This window comes from Ruegeria sp. CF2 (genome assembly GCF_056537385.1).
The window spans coordinates 239,552-257,821 of the sequence record NZ_JBQFRL010000001.1 but is presented as its reverse complement, the minus strand read 5'-3'; the positions used below and the strand labels follow the sequence as shown (position 1 = coordinate 257,821).

At 61.6% G+C, this 18,270-nt stretch carries 17 protein-coding genes; 4 read left to right on the top strand and 13 right to left on the bottom strand.

Annotation, left to right across the window (positions count from 1 at the left end):
* Positions 1–5: 5 nt before the first annotated feature.
* The 7 genes from ACR0IR_RS01225 to ACR0IR_RS01195 all read right to left on the bottom strand — a co-directional run bounded on the left by ACR0IR_RS01225 (position 6) and on the right by ACR0IR_RS01195 (position 6,374).
* On the bottom strand, positions 6–356 hold the full coding sequence (locus ACR0IR_RS01225; RefSeq protein WP_093964638.1) for an H-type lectin domain-containing protein: 351 nt from the start codon (positions 354–356) through the stop codon (positions 6–8).
* Between the two features lie 115 nt (positions 357–471).
* Positions 472–882: a F0F1 ATP synthase subunit epsilon gene (locus ACR0IR_RS01220; protein WP_149776434.1), complete on the bottom strand. Its 411-nt coding sequence runs from the start codon at positions 880–882 to the stop codon at positions 472–474.
* Between the two features lie 12 nt (positions 883–894).
* Positions 895–2,319, bottom strand: a complete 1,425-nt coding sequence (gene atpD, locus ACR0IR_RS01215) for a F0F1 ATP synthase subunit beta (RefSeq protein ID WP_093964636.1) — start codon at positions 2,317–2,319, stop codon at positions 895–897.
* Between the two features lie 20 nt (positions 2,320–2,339).
* The gene (locus ACR0IR_RS01210) at positions 2,340–3,215 is read right to left on the bottom strand and encodes a F0F1 ATP synthase subunit gamma (protein WP_170339953.1); all 876 of its coding nucleotides are present in this window, start codon (positions 3,213–3,215) and stop codon (positions 2,340–2,342) included.
* Positions 3,216–3,227: 12 nt separating this feature from the next.
* Entirely contained in the window at positions 3,228–4,766 is a 1,539-nt protein-coding gene (gene atpA, locus ACR0IR_RS01205; protein WP_170339951.1) for a F0F1 ATP synthase subunit alpha, read from the bottom strand.
* On the bottom strand, positions 4,767–5,327 hold the full coding sequence (locus ACR0IR_RS01200; protein ID WP_093965027.1) for a F0F1 ATP synthase subunit delta: 561 nt from the start codon (positions 5,325–5,327) through the stop codon (positions 4,767–4,769).
* 312 nt (positions 5,328–5,639) lie between these two features.
* The gene (locus tag ACR0IR_RS01195) at positions 5,640–6,374 is read right to left on the bottom strand and encodes a class I SAM-dependent methyltransferase (protein WP_170339950.1); all 735 of its coding nucleotides are present in this window, start codon (positions 6,372–6,374) and stop codon (positions 5,640–5,642) included.
* A gap of 61 nt (positions 6,375–6,435) precedes the next feature.
* Here ACR0IR_RS01195 and gloB point away from each other — a divergent pair, with 61 nt between their 5' ends.
* From gloB to ACR0IR_RS01180, 3 genes are all read left to right on the top strand, one after another.
* Positions 6,436–7,203 (top strand): hydroxyacylglutathione hydrolase, encoded by a 768-nt coding sequence (gloB, locus tag ACR0IR_RS01190; RefSeq protein WP_170364846.1) that lies wholly within the window; start codon positions 6,436–6,438, stop codon positions 7,201–7,203.
* A 174-nt stretch (positions 7,204–7,377) separates the two neighbouring features.
* A complete protein-coding gene (clpA, locus tag ACR0IR_RS01185; RefSeq protein ID WP_170364848.1) occupies positions 7,378–9,702 on the top strand; it encodes an ATP-dependent Clp protease ATP-binding subunit ClpA in 2,325 nt (774 codons plus the stop codon).
* Positions 9,703–9,871: 169 nt separating this feature from the next.
* Entirely contained in the window at positions 9,872–10,762 is an 891-nt protein-coding gene (locus ACR0IR_RS01180; RefSeq protein WP_170364850.1) for a YHYH protein, read from the top strand.
* A 7-nt stretch (positions 10,763–10,769) separates the two neighbouring features.
* Here the strand turns inward: ACR0IR_RS01180 and ACR0IR_RS01175 are convergent, their stop codons facing one another.
* The 3 genes from ACR0IR_RS01175 to ACR0IR_RS01165 all read right to left on the bottom strand — a co-directional run bounded on the left by ACR0IR_RS01175 (position 10,770) and on the right by ACR0IR_RS01165 (position 14,293).
* Positions 10,770–12,512: a peptidoglycan -binding protein gene (locus ACR0IR_RS01175; protein ID WP_170364852.1), complete on the bottom strand. Its 1,743-nt coding sequence runs from the start codon at positions 12,510–12,512 to the stop codon at positions 10,770–10,772.
* 3 nt (positions 12,513–12,515) lie between these two features.
* On the bottom strand, positions 12,516–13,694 hold the full coding sequence (locus ACR0IR_RS01170) for a biopolymer transporter ExbB (RefSeq protein ID WP_170364854.1): 1,179 nt from the start codon (positions 13,692–13,694) through the stop codon (positions 12,516–12,518).
* Between the two features lie 68 nt (positions 13,695–13,762).
* Positions 13,763–14,293 carry a gamma-glutamylcyclotransferase gene (locus ACR0IR_RS01165; protein WP_170364856.1) on the bottom strand — a complete coding sequence of 177 codons (531 nt, stop codon included), beginning with the start codon at positions 14,291–14,293 and terminating at the stop codon, positions 13,763–13,765.
* Positions 14,294–14,360: 67 nt separating this feature from the next.
* Between ACR0IR_RS01165 and ACR0IR_RS01160 the strand changes: the two genes are divergently transcribed.
* The gene (locus tag ACR0IR_RS01160; RefSeq protein WP_170339936.1) at positions 14,361–15,362 is read left to right on the top strand and encodes a DUF2125 domain-containing protein; all 1,002 of its coding nucleotides are present in this window, start codon (positions 14,361–14,363) and stop codon (positions 15,360–15,362) included.
* Here ACR0IR_RS01160 and ACR0IR_RS01155 read toward each other — a convergent pair.
* The 3 genes from ACR0IR_RS01155 to hisC are packed head-to-tail and all read right to left on the bottom strand — an operon-like array spanning position 15,359 to position 18,215.
* Positions 15,359–16,216, bottom strand: coding sequence for an extensin-like domain-containing protein (locus ACR0IR_RS01155; RefSeq protein WP_170364858.1), 858 nt, complete (start codon positions 16,214–16,216; stop codon positions 15,359–15,361). The two genes, ACR0IR_RS01160 and ACR0IR_RS01155, sit on opposite strands and share 4 nt — an antisense overlap.
* A complete protein-coding gene (locus ACR0IR_RS01150; RefSeq protein WP_170364860.1) occupies positions 16,213–17,133 on the bottom strand; it encodes a prephenate/arogenate dehydrogenase family protein in 921 nt (306 codons plus the stop codon). The genes ACR0IR_RS01155 and ACR0IR_RS01150 overlap by 4 nt, the downstream gene beginning before the upstream one ends.
* Positions 17,130–18,215, bottom strand: coding sequence for a histidinol-phosphate transaminase (gene hisC / locus ACR0IR_RS01145; protein WP_170364862.1), 1,086 nt, complete (start codon positions 18,213–18,215; stop codon positions 17,130–17,132). The genes ACR0IR_RS01150 and hisC overlap by 4 nt, the downstream gene beginning before the upstream one ends.
* Positions 18,216–18,270: the final 55 nt, after the last annotated feature.

The following is an 18,270-nucleotide window of genomic DNA, read 5'->3' as shown; positions in this document are numbered from 1 at the left end:
GCGGGTCAGGAGATGTCCCAGTCGTCCTCGTGGGCAACTTCCCCGATCGCGGTCCATGCCACACGGATCCGGGCGATACGGGTGTCCGACCAGGTCCGAAACACCGCATCAAAGCCCGTGGTTGTAACATTCTCGGACAGCAGCTCGGCGCGTAAGGCCGATGAGGTATCGACATCCCACAAGGACACTCCAATCTGCACGACGGGCGGGGTGCGGAAGGGTTGGCTGAAGGTGACGGGCCGGCGTCGTTCCCGCGGCCCCTCGCCCGTCCACATGTCTCCGCCATCTGCGAATTCCGAGAACAGAACCTCTTCACCTCGGTCAATTCCGATGGGGTGGGTCAAGAATTTCTTCATTGCGCATCATTTCCTATGAATTTCCGCAGGTTATCCTGACCTTTCGGCGAAATCACGACAAAAAAACGGCCCCGCAGCAGCAGGGCCGTTTTCAATTCTGACAGTGCATCAGCCGTTACAGGCTCATGTGGGTTCCCAGCGCTTCCATGTCGGCCAGCAGCTTGGCTGCCTCGTCGACAATGGTCTGTTCGCCGTTTTCCTTCGCCGCCTCGTGCGAGGCACGCGCCTCGGCAATCAGCTCGTCCAGATGGGTGCGGGTCACTTCGTCAACCGGGATAGCCTTTTCGGCCAATACCGACAGGGCATCTCCGTTGATCTGGGCAAACCCGCCGGTGACCAGGTATTCGCTGGACCCTTCGGGCGCTTCGACCTTCAGGATGCCCGGACGCAGCGTGGTGATGGTGGGGGCATGATCGGGCATTGCCGTCATGTCCCCGTCCGCACCGGGAATCTGGACCGCGCTGGCCTGAAGCGAAGCAAGGCTCCGCTCCGGGCTGACGAGGTCGAATTGCATCGTGTTTGCCATCGGGGATACTCCTTAGGCAGCAGCTGCGGCCATCTTCTCGGCTTTGGCGATCACTTCGTCGATGCCACCAACCATCAGGAAGGCCGCTTCGGGCAGGTGGTCGAATTCGCCGGCCACGACACGCTCGAACGAGTCGATGGTGACTTCCAGCGGAACCTGCACACCCGGCGAACCGGTGAAGACTTCGGCCACGTCGAACGGCTGCGACAGGAAGCGCTCGATCTTGCGGGCGCGGGCCACGGTCAACTTGTCCTCTTCCGACAGTTCGTCCATGCCGAGGATGGCGATGATGTCCTGCAGCGACTTGTAGCGCTGGAGGATCTGCTGAACGTCGGTCGCAACCTTGTAGTGACGCTCGCCGACGATGGCGGGATCAAGCAGGCGCGAGGTAGAGTCGAGCGGGTCCACGGCCGGGTAGATACCCTTTTCCGAGATCGCACGGTTCAGAACGGTGGTTGCGTCGAGGTGCGCGAACGAAGTTGCCGGCGCGGGGTCGGTCAGGTCGTCCGCAGGCACGTAGATCGCCTGCACCGAGGTGATCGAGCCCTTCTTGGTCGAGGTGATGCGTTCCTGCAGGGCGCCCATGTCGGTGGCCAGCGTCGGCTGGTAGCCCACCGCCGAAGGAATACGACCCAGCAGAGCCGACACCTCGGAGCCCGCCTGCGTGAAGCGGAAGATGTTGTCGACGAAGAACAGAACGTCGGTACCGGACTGGTCGCGGAACTGCTCGGCCAGGGTCAGACCGGTCAGAGCAACACGGGCACGCGCTCCCGGAGGTTCGTTCATCTGACCGTAGACCAGGGCCACCTGGCTTTCCGACAGGTTGTCGGGCTTGATGACGTTCGATTCGATCATCTCGTGGTACAGGTCGTTGCCTTCACGGGTCCGTTCACCAACACCGGCGAACACCGAGAAGCCCGAGTGCACTTTCGCGATGTTGTTGATCAGTTCCATGATCAGAACGGTCTTGCCCACGCCGGCGCCGCCGAACAGGCCGATCTTGCCGCCTTTGGCGTAGGGCGCCAGCAGGTCAACCACCTTAATGCCGGTGACCAGAATTTCCGACTCGGTCGACTGTTCGTCGAACTCGGGCGCGGGCTGGTGGATGGCACGGGTTTCAGTCGCTTCGACCGGGCCCTTTTCGTCGATCGGCTCGCCGACAACGTTCAGGATGCGGCCCAGGGTGGCGTTGCCAACCGGAACCGAGATCGGTGCGCCGGTGTCGACAACGTCCGCGCCACGGACCAGACCTTCGGTCGCGTCCATCGCGATGGTCCGGACGGTGTTTTCACCCAAGTGCTGGGCAACTTCCAGCACCAGGCGCTTGCCATTGTTTTCAGTTTCAAGTGCGTTCAGAATTTCAGGCAACTGATCTTCGAAGTGCACGTCGACGACGGCCCCGATGATCTGTGTGACTTTGCCTTTTGCATTCGCCATGTTTCGTCTCCGGTTTGTCTCTACAGCGCTTCGGCGCCGGAAATGATTTCAATCAGCTCGTTGGTGATCACGGCCTGACGTGAGCGGTTGAACTGGATCGTCAGCTTGTCGATCATCTCGCCCGCGTTGCGCGTCGCGTTGTCCATCGCGGACATCCGTGCACCCTGTTCCGAGGCCCCGTTTTCAAGCAGAGCCGAGAAGATCGCCGTGGCGACCCCTTTGGGCAGCAATTCGGCCAGAATGGCCTCTTCGCTGGGCTCGTAATCGAACACGGCGCCGCTGTCGTCCCCTTCGGTCTCCTCGAACGAGGCGGGGATGATCTGCTGGGCCGTCGGGATCTGGGTCACGACGTTCTGGAACTTCGCGTAGAAGATCGTTGCAACGTCGAACTCGCCCGCGTCGAAACGCGACAGGATGTCCTTTGCGATGTCCTGCGCATTGGCATAGCCGATGCGCTTGACCTCGCTCAGGTCGATGTGACCGACGAACAGATCGCCATATTCACGCTTGAGTGCGTCGCGACCTTTCTTGCCGACGGTCAGGATCTTGACCGTTTTGCCCTTGCCGCGAAGCTCATCCGCCTTGGCGCGAGCCAGCTTGGAAATGTTCGAGTTGAAGCCGCCGCAGAGCCCACGCTCGGCCGTCATGACGACCAGAAGGTGGACATCGTCGCTGCCGGTGCCGCGCAGCAGCTTGGGGGCGCTGTCGCTGCCCCCGACCGATGCTGCCAGCCCCGCCATCACGGCATTGAACCGCTCGGCATAGGGGCGCGAGGCTTCGGCAGATTCTTGGGCGCGGCGCAGTTTTGCAGCCGCGACCATCTGCATGGCCTTGGTGATCTTGCGGGTCGATTTGACCGACTCGATCCTGTTTTTAAGGTCCTTTAGACTTGGCATCGCCGCGTCTCCTTAAGCGAAGGTTGCGGCGTATTCGTCCAGCGCAGCCTTGATCTTGTCGGCAGCCTCGCCCTTGATCTTGGGATCTTCGTCGGTGATCCACTGCAGCAGATCGGCATGCTTGCCGCGCAGATGCGCCAGCAGACCAGCTTCGTAGCGGCCAACGTCCGAAACGTCGATCTTGTCGAGATAGCCGTTGGTGCCGGCGAAGATCACGCAGACGATTTCCGCGTTGGTCAGCGGCGAGTACTGCGGCTGCTTCATCAGCTCGGTCAGACGCGCACCGCGGTTCAGCAACTGCTGGGTTGCGGCGTCGAGGTCCGAACCGAACTGCGCAAATGCAGCCATTTCGCGGTACTGGGCCAGTTCCAGTTTCACCGGACCAGCAACCGACTTCATCGCGTTGGTCTGAGCCGACGAACCCACGCGCGAAACCGACAGACCGGTGTTCACGGCGGGGCGGATGCCCTGATAGAACAGCTCGGTTTCCAGGAAGATCTGGCCGTCGGTGATCGAGATCACGTTGGTCGGAATAAAGGCCGACACGTCGCCGCCCTGGGTTTCAATGACCGGCAGAGCGGTCAGCGAACCGGCGCCGAAGTCTTCGTTCAGCTTGGCCGAACGCTCCAGCAGGCGCGAGTGCAGGTAGAAAACGTCACCCGGATAGGCTTCGCGGCCCGGCGGACGGCGCAGCAGCAGCGACATCTGACGATAGGCGACGGCCTGCTTGGACAGGTCATCATAGATGATCAGAGCGTGGCGGCCGTTGTCACGGAAGTATTCAGCCATCGCGGTTGCGGCATAAGGTGCCAGGAACTGCATCGGCGCCGGGTCGGACGCGGTTGCGGCCACGACGATCGAGTATTCGATGGCGCCGGATTCTTCCAGTTTCTTCACCAGCTGAGCAACGGTCGAACGCTTCTGGCCGATGGCCACGTAGACGCAGTACAGCTTCTTCGATTCATCGTCGCCAGCGGCTTCGTTGTAGACCTTCTGGTTCAGGATGGTGTCCAGAGCCACAGCGGTCTTGCCGGTCTGACGGTCGCCGATGATCAGCTCACGCTGGCCACGGCCGATCGGGATCATCGCGTCAACCGACTTCAGGCCGGTCGCCATCGGCTCATGCACCGACTTACGCGGGATGATGCCCGGCGCCTTGACGTCTGCGACGCCGCGCTGCTTGGCATTGATCGGACCCTTGCCGTCCAGCGGGTTGCCCAGACCGTCAACAACGCGGCCCAACAGTTCGTCACCAACCGGAACGTCCACGATCGAGTTGGTGCGCTTGACAGTGTCACCTTCCTTGATGTCACGGTCCGAGCCGAAGATCACGACACCGACGTTGTCGGCTTCGAGGTTCAGCGCCATGCCCATGATGCCGCCGGGGAACTCGACCATCTCACCCGCCTGCACATTGTCCAGGCCGTAAACACGGGCAATACCGTCACCGACGCTCAGCACGCGGCCGATTTCGGCCACCTCTGCTTCTTGACCAAAATTCTTGATCTGGTCTTTCAGGATTGCAGAAATCTCTGCGGCTTGGATACCCATTTATCCGACCTCTTTCATTGCATTCTGTAGGGAGTTGAGCTTGGAGCGGATCGAACTGTCGATCATCTGCGAGCCCACTTTGACGACAAGACCACCGATGAGGCTTTCATCGACGGTCGCATTGATGGTCACGTCCTTGCCTACGCGCTCGGACAGTGTCTTGGACAGTTTCTCCAGCTGGGTCTTGGTCAGCGCCTTGGCCGAGGCAACTTCGGCAGTCACTTCGCCGCGCTCGTCAGCCAGCATTTCGCGCAGAACCTTGATCAGCTGCGGCAGCACGAACAGACGGCGCTTCTGCGCCATCAGAGCCAGCGTGTTGCGCATGATCGGGTGCAGGCCCATCTTGTCGGCCACGGCGGTGATGGCCGCCTGCTGGTCGGCCCGGGAGATCAGCGGCGAAGAGATCACCTCGCGCAGGTCCGCGCTTTCACTCAATGCAGCCGAAAGGTCATTGATGCCGGTTTCCAGACCTGCAAGGTCCTTGTTCTCTTTTGCGATCTCGAAGATCGCCGTTGCATAGCGTTTGGCTATGCCCGTCGAAATCGAAGCTGGTTCGGACACGTCCACCCTTCCGATATTTTGGGCCCCGATTTCGCGTGCGGCAGCTGAACCGGGGGCGTGAGGAAACCCCGTCCTGAAAGGGCGGGGATCAAAATCACCGGGGATGTAGCAGAGCCTAAGCCACCTAGCAATATGTTATGCCGGGCTCAGCTTTATCCACAAAATCTTTCTTTTCAATCGGTTACGGAAACTGCGACGGTTTGAACCCATTCGCCGGCGTGAAAAATGTTACCAAGTTGCCTGTTTTTGCGATTCCTGTGGCCTTTTTCCCTCATGTTTCCGGGAATCCCGCGCTGGTGGATGCGCGCCGGTTCACGCCGGCTTCAGCAATCCGTCCAGCGCTTTGATGGGGCGCTTTTCGGCATCCTTGGTCACGCTGCCGCTTGGTGGCCGCACGAGCTTGCTGGCTTCGACCATCAGAACACCACCGGCCATGATGGTCGGGATCCGTTGCCCCGTCTTTTCGATCAACCCACCCGAGCGCAGCCAGAACCGCCGGAACGAGGGCGGCAGGTAAAGCGCGGAACAGTGCATCTCGGGCACGAAATGATGTGCTCGCAGCTGGTTCTCAAGCTGGGTTGCCGAATACGGATGTCCGTAGCCGAAGGGCGTTCGGTCGGTTCGGGACCAAAGCCCGGCCCGATTGGGAACGACAAACACCGCCCGGCCACCCGGCCCCAGAACACGCCAGCATTCTTCAAGCAATTGACTGGGTCGTTCCGAGGTCTCGAGCCCGTGCATGACCACCAGCTTGTCCACATGACCGGTTTCGATCGGCCACCGGGTTTCCTCGGTCAGCACCGATACGTTCTGCATACCAGCGGGCCAAGGCATCACCCCTTGCGGTCCGGGCATCAGGCCGATGACACGCCGCGCATCCGCAAGATAGGGGCGCAACAGAGGCACCGCAAAGCCGAAACCGGCCACCGTCTGGCCCTTGGCCTCGGGCCACAGCTCGATCAGCCGGCCACGAATGGCAGCCTGCGCCGCACGCCCCAGCGTGCTGCGGTAGTAGAAGTTCCTAAGATCCTGCACATCAAGATGCATTGCAGATACCCGGTCGATCGGCTTAGCTAAGCGCAGTCTAGCAACGAAAGGGCAAAAGGCCATGCCTCTTGAGATCGTCACCATCCCCTGTCTCAGCGACAACTATGCTTTTCTGGCGCATGACCATGCAAGCGGACAGACAGCCCTGGTCGACGCTCCGGAGGCCGGACCCATTCTGGCCGAATTGACCGCACGCGGCTGGCGCCTGAGCCATGTCCTTCTGACCCATCACCACTGGGATCACGTCGACGGCTTGCCGGGCATCCTCGAGCAGCACCCAGCACAGGTGATTGGTGCGGCGGCCGACGCTCACCGACTTCCTCCCCTCGACAAACAGGTGACTGACGGTGACCGGTTCGAGATTGGGGGCGAACCCGTCGAGGTTCTGGATGTCTCGGGGCATACGGTGGGACATGTGGCATATTACATGCCCAAAAGCGCGGTGGTGTTCACGGCCGACAGCCTGATGGCGCTGGGATGCGGCCGCTTGTTCGAAGGAGACGCAGCGCAAATGTGGACCTCGCTTTCGAAACTCGCTGCTTTGCCCGACGAGACGTCGGTCTGCTCGGGTCACGAATACACCCAGTCAAACGCACGATTTGCGGTAACCATCGATCCTGACAACACAGCGCTGCAGCAACGGGTGCATGAGATCGATCAGGCACGGGCAAAGGGTCGCGCGACCGTGCCGTCAAATCTGGGCGTGGAAAAGGCGACCAATCCGTTCCTGCGCGCGACTGATCCCAAGATTCAGGCACAGCTTGGAATGGTGGGGGCTGACCCGGTCGCCGTTTTTGCCGAAATCCGGGGTAGAAAAGACCGCTTCTGATGCCTAATTGGTCTTCTTCACGGCCACGGTCACGTTAAATGTGACTGTCAAGTGAAAGAAAACCCTTGAAGCCGCGCCATGATCAACCAAACTCTAATAGTATGAGGTCATGGTTGGGATGGGGATCCGGCCAATACTCGAACCCCTTCCGGCCCAATACAGAGGAGCACCCGCGTGCCTTCATTCTCGAGCACACTGGAACAAGCCATTCACGCGGCCCTGGCGGCTGCAAACGAACGGCGTCATGAATTCGCAACGCTGGAGCATCTGCTGCTGGCGCTGCTGGAAGAACCCGATGCGGTGCGCGTCATGAAGGCGTGCAGCGTGGATCTGGACGAATTGCGCAGCTCTCTGGTCGAGTTCATCGACGAGGATCTGTCCAATCTGGTAACAGACATCGACGGGTCCGAAGCCGTACCGACAGCTGCGTTCCAGCGTGTTATCCAGCGCGCCGCGATCCATGTGCAAAGCTCGGGCCGGACCGAGGTGACCGGGGCAAATGTTCTGGTGGCCATCTTTGCCGAACGGGAAAGCAACGCGGCATATTTCCTGCAAGAGCAGGACATGACGCGGTATGACGCGGTGAATTTCATCGCCCACGGCGTCGCCAAAGACCCGGCATTTGGTGAAAATCGTCCGGTAACCGGCGCTGATCAGGGTGAAGAGGAAGCGCAGAACGCCTCCGGTGACGCCGACCAGAAGGAAAGCGCGCTGGGCAAGTATTGCGTGGACCTGAACGCCAAATCCCGCGCCGGCGACGTCGATCCGCTGATCGGTCGCGCCGACGAGGTCGAGCGCTGCATCCAGGTTCTGTGCCGCCGCCGTAAGAACAACCCGCTGCTGGTGGGTGATCCGGGCGTGGGCAAGACGGCGATTGCCGAAGGTTTGGCCTATAAGATCGTCCAAGGCGACGCGCCAGACGTTCTGGCCAACACCACCATCTATTCGCTGGACATGGGCGCATTGCTGGCCGGCACGCGCTATCGCGGCGACTTCGAAGAGCGGCTCAAGGCCGTGGTGACCGAGCTTGAGGATCACCCAGACGCCGTGCTGTTCATTGATGAGATTCACACCGTGATCGGTGCGGGTGCAACTTCGGGCGGCGCCATGGATGCCTCGAACCTGCTGAAGCCTGCGTTGCAGGGCGGCAAGCTGCGCACCATGGGTTCGACCACCTACAAGGAGTTCCGCCAGCACTTCGAGAAGGACCGTGCGCTGTCGCGTCGGTTCCAGAAGATCGACGTGAACGAGCCTTCGGTCGAGGACAGCGTGAAGATCCTGCGCGGTCTCAAGCCCTATTTCGAAGAGCATCACGACATCAAATACACCGCCGACGCGATCAAGACCGCGGTCGAGCTGTCTGCGCGTTACATCAACGACCGCAAACTGCCTGATAAGGCGATCGACGTGATCGACGAGGCCGGTGCGGCCCAGCATCTTGTGGCCGAAAGCAAGCGGCGCAAGACCATCGGCGTCAAGGAGATCGAGGCCGTGGTGGCCAAGATCGCGCGCATTCCGCCGAAGAATGTCACCAAGGACGATGCCGAGGTTCTGAAGGACCTTGAGAACTCGTTGAAACGGGTGGTGTTCGGGCAGGACCAGGCAATCGAGGCTCTGTCCAGCGCAATCAAGCTGGCACGGGCCGGTCTGCGCGAGCCGGAAAAACCGATCGGAAACTACCTGTTCGCCGGCCCGACCGGTGTGGGCAAAACCGAGGTCGCCAAGCAACTGGCCGATACACTCGGCGTGGAACTGCTGCGCTTCGACATGTCGGAATACATGGAGAAACACGCGGTCAGCCGTCTGATCGGTGCGCCTCCGGGCTATGTCGGCTTCGATCAGGGCGGACTGCTGACTGACGGCGTTGACCAGCACCCGCATTGCGTGCTGCTGCTGGACGAGATCGAGAAGGCGCACCCGGATGTGTTCAACATCCTGCTGCAGGTGATGGACCACGGCGAGCTGACCGATCACAACGGCCGGACGGTGAACTTCCGCAACGTGGTGTTGATCATGACCTCGAACGCGGGCGCGCAGGAACAGGCCAAGGCCGCTATCGGCTTTGCCCGCGACCGGCGTGAGGGTGAAGATACCGCCGCAATCGAACGGATGTTCACCCCTGAATTCCGCAACCGTCTGGACGCGGTAATCTCGTTCGCGCCGCTGCCCAAAGAGGTCATCCTGCAGGTGGTCGAAAAATTCGTCCTGCAGCTTGAGGCGCAACTGCTGGATCGTGGCGTCACCATCGATCTGACCCCGAAAGCTGCCGAGTGGCTGGCCGACAAGGGTTATGACGACAAGATGGGCGCACGGCCTCTGGGCCGGGTCATCCAGGAGCACATCAAGAAACCGTTGGCCGAAGAACTGCTGTTCGGAAAGCTGGCCAAGGGCGGTGTTGTGCGGGTTTCGGTCAAGAAAGGCGATCTGGATCTCGAGATTATCGGCCCCGACAATCCGCGGATCTCGGGCGACAAGCCGCCGCTGCTGACCGCGGACTAGACCTCGGTTCAATCAAAAAAGTCTCGTCGCCCGGCAGTCAGTTCTGCCGGGCGATTTCTTGAGAGACCGCCCCCCTCTCCCGCCAGTATTCGCCAAAAAGAAAGTTCCCAGCGACGGAAACCGCTGCGCGCCACGTTTCAGACCAAAGCCTTTGGAGTGGAGCAGCGCAGTGTCCAGAAAAATCGCCGTCATTTGGAGCATCGCCTTCGCGGCCTCGGTCGTCGGCGTAATCGCCTCTGCCCAGCATCGGTTTCGCTTTCATGACGAAACCCGTGCGGAACCGTTGAACCTAGAACCGGCGACCGTCGACCCAGGCGTCAACAGGTCAGAGATCACCGAACAAGGCCGCGCCTTGTCGATTACCGGCAATGGCATCCCCAATCATCTGGTCGGTCGCTTTCCGAACAAAGGCAACCCCCATCAAATCGCCGAGCAGTCGGTCAAGTTGAACGTGCCGGCCGTTCCGAGGGCGAATGCAACCTCGACGCCTCTGCGCATGGGGTGGAATTTTGGCGTGTCCCTGACTGGGGTCGTCTTTGACCCATTGGCCGCTGAATTCTGGCACGGCGATCCCCGGTCGGGCTGGTCCTACAATGCCTTGGGCGGCGCGATCGCCCTTGGACTCGATGCCAATTTCGCACATGTCCAACCAAACGGAAAATATCACTACCACGGGGTTCCGACCGGCCTGATCGAAATGCTGGGCTGGTCACCGAAAGAACACTCTCCGTTGATCGGCTATGCGGCGGACGGGTTTCCGGTTTACGCCCGAACCGGTTTGGTGGGCGGCAAGGTCACGCAAATGACCTCTTCCTACCGGCTGAAGGCCGGACAGCGCCCGGGCGGCGCCGCTCCTGACGGACGACATGATGGAACGTTCAACGAAGACTACGAGTTCGTGGCGGGGGTTGGAACGCTCGATGAATGCAATGGCGCCATGACCGTTTCGACCGAGTTTCCTTCGGGCACCTACGCGTATTTTCTGACCGATGACTACCCGGTTGTTCCACGCTGTTTTGCGGGCACACCCGATCCCAGCTTCCGCTTCGGGCCGCGCTGACACTGGCTTAGCGTTCGGTCAGCTTCAATTCGATGCGACGGTTCTTTGCCCGCGCTTCCGGAGTGTCCGCCGTATCGACAGGTTGAAACTCTCCAAATCCGTTTGCTGACAGACGTTCCGGCGGAATGCCCAACTGTTCGACCATGTAGCGCACGACCGACAGCGCCCGCCCTTGGCTGAGCTCCCAATTGTCTCGATACCGTCCTGTTCCGTTCAGCGGGATATTGTCCGTGTGACCGTCGACCCGGATGACCCAGTTCAATTCGGGCGGAATGTCCGCCGCAATCCCACTCAGAATGCCCGCCACTTTCGCGACCTCGCGCCGGCCATCCTCGGACAGAACCGCCGAACCGGGTGGGAACAGCACCTCGGACGAGAATACGAAGCGGTCGCCCTCGATCCGAACGCCTTCCTGGTTGCCCAACACGTCGCGCAGGCGACCAAAGAACTCGGAGCGGTACCGCTGCAGATCTTCGGCCTGTGCCGTAAGTTCCTGATTCTGGCCGGCCAGTTTCTCGGCCTCGGCCTCCAGGCGGACACGTTCGGCCTCTTCCAGCAGGCGGCGGCGTCGTTCTTCGGAAGCGGCCCGGGCAAGGGCCGCGTTCAAGTCTTGACCAAGGGTCTGAATTTGCACCTCGGCCTCGGCATTCCTGTCCTTGTAGTCATCCAGCAGCGCCTGCAACGACCCCAATTGGCCGCGCAATGCGGCGATCTGCTGGTTCAACAAGGCCGTCTGGCGTTGCGCCTTGGCAGAGAGAGCCTTTTCGGTGGCGATCGTTTCCCGGGCAACGACAAGCAAGGCGTCACGTTGCTCGGCCAGCGTCCGCTGGCTTTCGGCCTCGGCCTCGGCTTCGGTTCGCGCCGCAAGGGCTGCTTCAAGCTGAGCCTTGAGCTCCTCGTCATTCAACTCACCGAATTGCCGCTCAAGCTCGGCTTTGGCCGTCTGAGCGGCGGCCAACAGTGTCAGTGTTTCCTCGGCCTGTTTGCGCTGCTCTTCTAGTGCCAGGGTCATGGCCGTCAATTCGGCATCCGCATTCTGCAGTCTGTTGCGCAGCGCCTCAGCGGCAGCAGCCTCGGCGACGCGTGCGGCTTCCTCCTCGGACAATTGGCTTTGCAATTCCGCGATCTGGGCCGCGCGCGCGCTGTCCGCTTGCTCAAGGTCGGCCACCAAGGCCTCAAGCGCTTCGCGGCGTGCAGCCGCCAGCCGTGCTGCCTCGGCCTGGGCATCCACCTCCGCCCGGCTTTGAGCCAAGGCAAGGTTCAATGCCTCCTGCTCGGACAGCAGTTGCTCGCGTTGGGATTCCAATTCGGCAATATCGCCCTGCGCGCGCGCCTGATCAGCCAAAAGCGCGGCAACTTGCGCTTCGAACCCTGTAATACGGGTCTGCGCCTCTTCCAAATCGGCCGCGCGCTGGTCACGCTCCGAGGTGAGTGACGAGATCAAGGCCTGCGCCTGGCTCAGATCCTCTTCGGCCTGCGACAGCGTCGTGTTCAGTGCCCCCAACCGGGCCTGCAGGCGGCTGTTCTCGCGCTCTTCCAGGCCCAAGGCATCCGCAAGGGCGGCCACCTCGTCCGACAGGGCCGTCAGCTCATCTTCCTGCCCGGAGATGGTTTCGCGCAGCACGAACTGCACGACCATGAAAATGGTCAGCACAAAGGTCATGACCATCAGCAGCCCCGTGATCGCATCAACGAAGCCGGGCCAGACCGAGCCCTGGAAACGCTGACCGGTTCGACGAGACAGGGCCATGTGTTATTCTCCGCCCGGTGTGTGGCGCGCCGCCCCGCGCGGAAGCGTCAGCGCCTTGACCAGCAGCTCAAAATCCTTGCGCAGTTCGTTCATGCTGTCCTGGCGACCGGCCGAGATTTCTTCGAGAATGCGCAAAAGCTGCACGTCCATCGACCGCAGCCGCATCCGGCTTTCGGCGTCGATCCCCTCGCCCGCACCATGTTCACGCATGTGATCCAGCAGCGCGTCCTGCCCCAACGCGATCCGCTCAAGCGCGGCGGTGACCCCTTCGCTTTCCGCCTGTCGCTGGTTCATGTCCGCGATGACATCGACCAATGCACCCAGCTTGGCCGATACCTCGGCGCGATCCGCCTCCTGGGCCGCGAACAGGTCCTGCAGCGCGTCCATCTGCTCGGACATGGAATCAAGGACCGGGGTCAGCACCGCAAGTTCCGCACCGCCTTCATCTCCGGCGGCAAATCCGACGCGCGTGATCGACGACAGCCATTCCTCAAGCTCACGGTAGAACCGGTTCTGCCCGTGGCCGGCGAATAGTTCGAGCAAACCCACGATCAGCGATCCGGCAAGCCCCAACAGGGAGGACCCGAACGCCACGCCCATGCCTTGCAGCTGGGATTCGAGGCCACTCATCAGACGATTGAATACGGCCAGGCCTTCTTCGCCCTCTTGCGGGTTCAGGCTGCGAATGGTGTCGACAATTGCAGGAACCGTTGTTGCCAAGCCGAAGAATGTGCCCAGAAGACCCAGATAGATCAGTACGTTGGTGATGTAACGGGTGAATTCCCGCTCTTCCTCGACCCGTTCCGCGACCGAATCCAGGATCGACCGGGTCGATGTCGAGCTGATCTGCGATTTCGCCCCGCGTGCGCGAAGCAGCGACGCCAAAGGCGCCAACAGCTGCGGTGTACGAGCATCTTCGCGCACGACGCCGCCCACGAACGCTTCGATCCAGCGAACCGAACCGATCAACTGGGTCACCTGATAGAAACAGGCCACCACGCCGATGACGAAGACCAGCAGGATGAATCCGTTCAGATAGGGGTTGGCATAAAAAACCGGCAGCACGTAGGGCAGAGCCATGAACACGCCCAGGCCCGACAGCCCGATGGCGATCAGCATCATCACGATTTGACGGATCGGTTGCGAGAAATGCGGTCTCGCGCCCTGCTGTACATGCGCCATGCGCGTCTTTCCCGGTTTTGCCTGCTCTGAGGCGAATCTATCGAAAATCTGGTGGCAAGGCCAAGGGTTTATGCGGTCAGGCTGCGCACCCGTTGCGCCAACCACTCAAGATCCGGGTCGCGCAACCCGATCTCGAACAGGTGTTCAGCGGTATTGTAAAGATACTCGGGGTTGGGGCCGCGGCCGCCCACGGCCCGCGCGATGATTTGCGCCTGCTCCTCCAGCGGCAGGCCCCCGCAATACTGCACGTGGTCGGGATCGATCACATATGTCACTGCCGTCACCGTCTGGCCGCTGTCCAGATGCACATCCAGCATCTTCTCCACATAGGCTGACGAGATCAATTCGCGCTCGCGCAGTTCCTCAAGGGTGCGTTCCTCATGGCCCGGTTCGACAGCCAGCGCCAAGCCCTTGCAATGGGCATCCGGGTGTTCGTCCAAGGCCAGGACAAGGCCGGGGTTCTCTTCGGTTCCGCGGTGATGGATCGACCGCATGCAAAATGACCGCGCATAGCCGTGAAGGGTAGCCTGCTCTCGCCCGGCCACCGGAAAGCCCGGATTCCACAACAGCGACCCGTATCCGAATACCCACATCGTCATAGTTCTGGTCCTTGCCCGTTTAGGCCTATAAACATCAATTCCAAGGCAGGAAAAAGGGCCATTTGCGATGCGCCGATTGGTACGAGTGTTCATATTTCTGGCCATCCTCTGGGGCGGGTATTGGGCCATAGCCGGGTATGGGCTGCGCAGCGCCATCACCGGTTGGTTCGCGCATCAGCAGGATCTTGGATGGCAGGCCGACTATTCCGACGTGGAAATCGCCGGATTTCCGCTGCACCACGTGACCCGCTTGAACAGTGTCGCGCTGGCCGATCCGGTGAATGGCACAGCCTGGAGCGCGGATTGGATCGAATTCGAAAGCCCCGCCATCTGGCCCGGACGACAGATCTTGCGCTTTGCGGATACGCCGCAGCGGCTGTCCTATTTCGACCAGACCGCAATCATCCTGGCCGACAGCCTTCAGGCGGAACTGAATCTGCGTCCGGGCGTCGCGCTGGAGTTGGAGAAGATGGCCCTGACATCGGGCAACTGGTCGGTGACTCAGGACGGAACCGACATGGCTGCCGGTCAGTCACTTGCCCTGGTCATGGAACAAGGCACCCAGCCCGAGAGCTATGCGATCGGGGTCAGTTCGGATGCCTTCACGCCCGGTGAAGACCTGCGCGCGCTGATGCGAACGGCTGCTTCGCTGCCCCAAGCCTTCGAGACACTCGAACTGGATATGAATGTCACCTTCGACAAAACCTGGGACCGATCCGCGCTGGAAGAACGTCGCCCTCAACCTCGGTTGATCGACCTGCATCTGGCCGAGGTGCAATGGGGCGAATTGCGTCTGTTTGCAACCGGCGAACTGGAGGTTGATGAACAGGGCATTCCGGTTGGCGAGATTGCGGTAAAAGCCGAGAACTGGCGCGACATGATTGCCATGGCCAATGCTGCGGGTGCCCTGCCCGATCAGGCCGTTGATCCGGTCACGCGGGCGTTGAACCTGCTGGCCGGTCTGGGGGGCAACCCCAACGCGCTGGACCTGCAGCTGAATTTCCGCGACGGGTTCGTGGCTTTGGGACCGTTGCCGTTGGGCCCGGCCCCGCGTCTGATCCTGCGTTAGCGGCAGTAGGGTCCGCTGCGGTAACGGGCGGTATCAAGGTGAAAATGGTTCTGATGATAGCGGTCTGAATTCGGGCCAAGAACCGTGCCGAAGGGCCCGCACGCCCCGCGCCAGATCTTGGTCAGCTGCTTCTTCGAGGGGTTCTTGCGCCAACCGTCCAGAACCGTCACCACCTCGCCATCGGCCATTTTGAACCCCGAGATATCAATGGCCCGACCCTTGCCGTGTTCCGAGATCCTGGCACCTTTCCGGTTGTTCCGGGTACGGCAAGCGTAGTGCGCAGCAACCTGCAATTCGACAACTGGACCGCGCCGTTTGAACGTCGGTTTGACGGCCTTGTCGACCCATTTGTTCAATGCGATCGCCGTGCCGCAATCCATCGTCGATGGGCGGCTGAGAACCACGCCTGACACCGATGTGATCTGGACGGCATCCTTGATCCCGCAGGCTTTGATCTTGCCGGGAACCGAGCCCACGGCCTTGCCCTGAATGGCGATGTCACCGCACACCGATCCTTTGCGCAGTTTTCGCTTTTTGAACAGGACTTGCTGTTCCAACGCCTCGGGCCGCAGATAGGGTTTGAGCGACGTATCCGGTCCAAGCAGCGGAAGGTCGGCCGGGCGTGCCGCCACGGCCAAGACCTGAGGGGATACAGGCCGCACCGCGGGTCGCATCGTCGCTGGCACAGCGATCGGCGTCTCCGGACTTGCCGGGACATAAGCGGCCTGCATCAGCTCTGCCGCCGGGGATGGCCGCGCAACCGGAACCAATGATGTGTCGGGGGCGGCAGCAAGGGCTGCGCCAGCCCAAACCACGGCAACCATCGATAGGGCTTTGCGTTTGATCAGTTTCATGACTTGGCCTTTACACGACCGAAGTCCGGTGCATCTGTATCCTGCCCCGCGTCGATGATCCCGCGTCGGATCGCGCGGGTACGGGTGAAATAGTCGAACAACTGTTCGCCGTCACCCCTGCGGATCGCGCGCTGAAGGGCAAACAGCTCTTCGGTGAAACGGCCGAGGATTTCCAGCGTCGCATCCTTGTTGGTCAGGAACACGTCGCGCCACATGGTCGGGTCCGAGGCCGCGATCCGGGTGAAATCACGGAAACCGGCGGCCGAGTACTTGATGACCTCGGAGTCGGTGACGCGCCGCAGGTCGTCGGCGACGCCCACCATCGTATAGGCGATCAGGTGCGGCGCGTGGCTGGTGACGGCCAGAACCAGATCGTGGTGATCGGCATCCATCTCGTCGACATTCGACCCCATCCCCTCCCACAAGGCGCGCAGGCGGGCGATGGCCTCGGGGTCAGAGCCTTCGACCGAAACCAGCAGGCACCAGCGGTTGTCGAACAACTCGGCAAAGCCGGATTCGGGGCCGGAATGCTCGGTCCCGGCCAGCGGGTGGGCGGGCACGAAATGCACGCCTTCAGGAATATGCGGGCCGACCTCCTCAATGACGTGCCGTTTGACCGAACCGACATCCGACACGGTTGCGCCGGGCTTGAGCACCGGCGCGATGTCCTTGGCGACGGCGCCCATCGCGCCCACCGGCACGCAGAGCACGACCAGGTCAGCACCTTCGACCGCCTCTTGCGCGGTGTCGCAGACCCGGTCGCACAGACCGATGCGCCGCGCAGTGTCGCGGGTGGCCTCGGACCGGGCATAGCCGGTCACCTCGCCCGCCAAGCCGGCGCGCTTGATCGCCCAGTACATCGAAGAGGCGATCAGACCCAACCCGATCAGCGCCACGCGGTCATAGATCTGGCTCATGCGGCGCCCCCTTTGAACGCGGTGATGGCCGCAACCACGCGGCGACAGGCCTTTTCGTCGCCCACGGTGATCCGCAGAGCGTTGGGCAGCTTGTAGCCCGCAACCCGGCGCACGATCAAACCTTTCGATTGCAGATAGGCGTCGCAGGCCTCGGCCTCGGCCTGATCCGCGAACCGCGCGAGGATAAAATTGGTGCAGGACGGATCGGACGGAACGCCGATCCTGGCCAGCTCGGCCGACAGCCATTCGCGCAGGCGGGCGTTTTCGGCCCGGCAGAACTCGACATATTCCACATCGGCCACGGCGGCCTCGGCCGCGGCGATGGCCGTCAGCGACAGGTTGAAGGGCTGGCGCACGCGGTTCAGCACGTCGATGATTTCGCGATGCGCATAACCCCAGCCGACCCGCATCCCGCCCAGCCCATAAATCTTCGAGAAGGTCCGGGTCATGATCACGTTGTCGAACCGATCCACCAGACCGGCGCCGCCGTCAAAGCCCGGCACGAATTCCGCATAGGCGCCATCCAGCACCATCAGGCAGGTCTGCGGCAGACCCTCGGCCAGGCGCGTCAGTTCGGCGTCCGAGATCATGGTCGAGGTCGGATTGCCCGGGTTGGTCACGAACACGATCCGGGTGCGGTCGGTCACCGCGGCCAGGATCGCATCGACATCGACCTTGCGGTCACGCTCGGGCACCTCGACCGGGGTCGCGCCGGCCATGCGGGCGATGATCGGGTACATCGAGAAGCCGTGCTCGGTATGGATCACCTCGTCCCCCGGCCCGGCATAGGCCTGGGCCACGAATTGCAGCACCTCGTCGCTGCCCACCCCACAAATGATCCGGTCGGGGTCCAGCCCGTGCCGCTCGCCGATCGCGGCGCGCAGGTTGTAGTGATCGGTCACCGGATAGCGATGCAGCAACGTGGCGCTATCGCGCACGGCTTCGATCGCCTTGGGGCTGGGGCCAAAAGGGTTTTCGTTGGAACTCAGCTTGATGACGTTTTCCACGCCCTCGACATGCGACTGGCCGCCCTGATACAGCGCGATATCCATGATGCCGGGTTGCGGGGTGATCTTGTTCATGAGGGGCTCCGTTGGTTGCGCCCCTCATACAGGTCTCAAAGCCTTGGGAAAAGCG

Coding starts and splice junctions, on each gene's coding strand:
- ACR0IR_RS01155 (WP_170364858.1), bottom strand. CDS start 16,216: ATGAAACTGATCAAACGCAAAGCCCTATCGATGGTTGCCGTGGTTTGG.
- ACR0IR_RS01170 (WP_170364854.1), bottom strand. CDS start 13,694: ATGGCGCATGTACAGCAGGGCGCGAGACCGCATTTCTCGCAACCGATC.
- gloB (WP_170364846.1), top strand. CDS start 6,436: ATGCCTCTTGAGATCGTCACCATCCCCTGTCTCAGCGACAACTATGCT.
- ACR0IR_RS01165 (WP_170364856.1), bottom strand. CDS start 14,293: ATGACGATGTGGGTATTCGGATACGGGTCGCTGTTGTGGAATCCGGGC.
- ACR0IR_RS01225 (WP_093964638.1), bottom strand. CDS start 356: ATGAAGAAATTCTTGACCCACCCCATCGGAATTGACCGAGGTGAAGAG.
- hisC (WP_170364862.1), bottom strand. CDS start 18,215: ATGAACAAGATCACCCCGCAACCCGGCATCATGGATATCGCGCTGTAT.
- ACR0IR_RS01220 (WP_149776434.1), bottom strand. CDS start 882: ATGGCAAACACGATGCAATTCGACCTCGTCAGCCCGGAGCGGAGCCTT.
- atpA (WP_170339951.1), bottom strand. CDS start 4,766: ATGGGTATCCAAGCCGCAGAGATTTCTGCAATCCTGAAAGACCAGATC.
- ACR0IR_RS01175 (WP_170364852.1), bottom strand. CDS start 12,512: ATGGCCCTGTCTCGTCGAACCGGTCAGCGTTTCCAGGGCTCGGTCTGG.
- ACR0IR_RS01160 (WP_170339936.1), top strand. CDS start 14,361: ATGCGCCGATTGGTACGAGTGTTCATATTTCTGGCCATCCTCTGGGGC.
- ACR0IR_RS01210 (WP_170339953.1), bottom strand. CDS start 3,215: ATGCCAAGTCTAAAGGACCTTAAAAACAGGATCGAGTCGGTCAAATCG.
- atpD (WP_093964636.1), bottom strand. CDS start 2,319: ATGGCGAATGCAAAAGGCAAAGTCACACAGATCATCGGGGCCGTCGTC.
- ACR0IR_RS01195 (WP_170339950.1), bottom strand. CDS start 6,374: ATGCATCTTGATGTGCAGGATCTTAGGAACTTCTACTACCGCAGCACG.
- ACR0IR_RS01150 (WP_170364860.1), bottom strand. CDS start 17,133: ATGAGCCAGATCTATGACCGCGTGGCGCTGATCGGGTTGGGTCTGATC.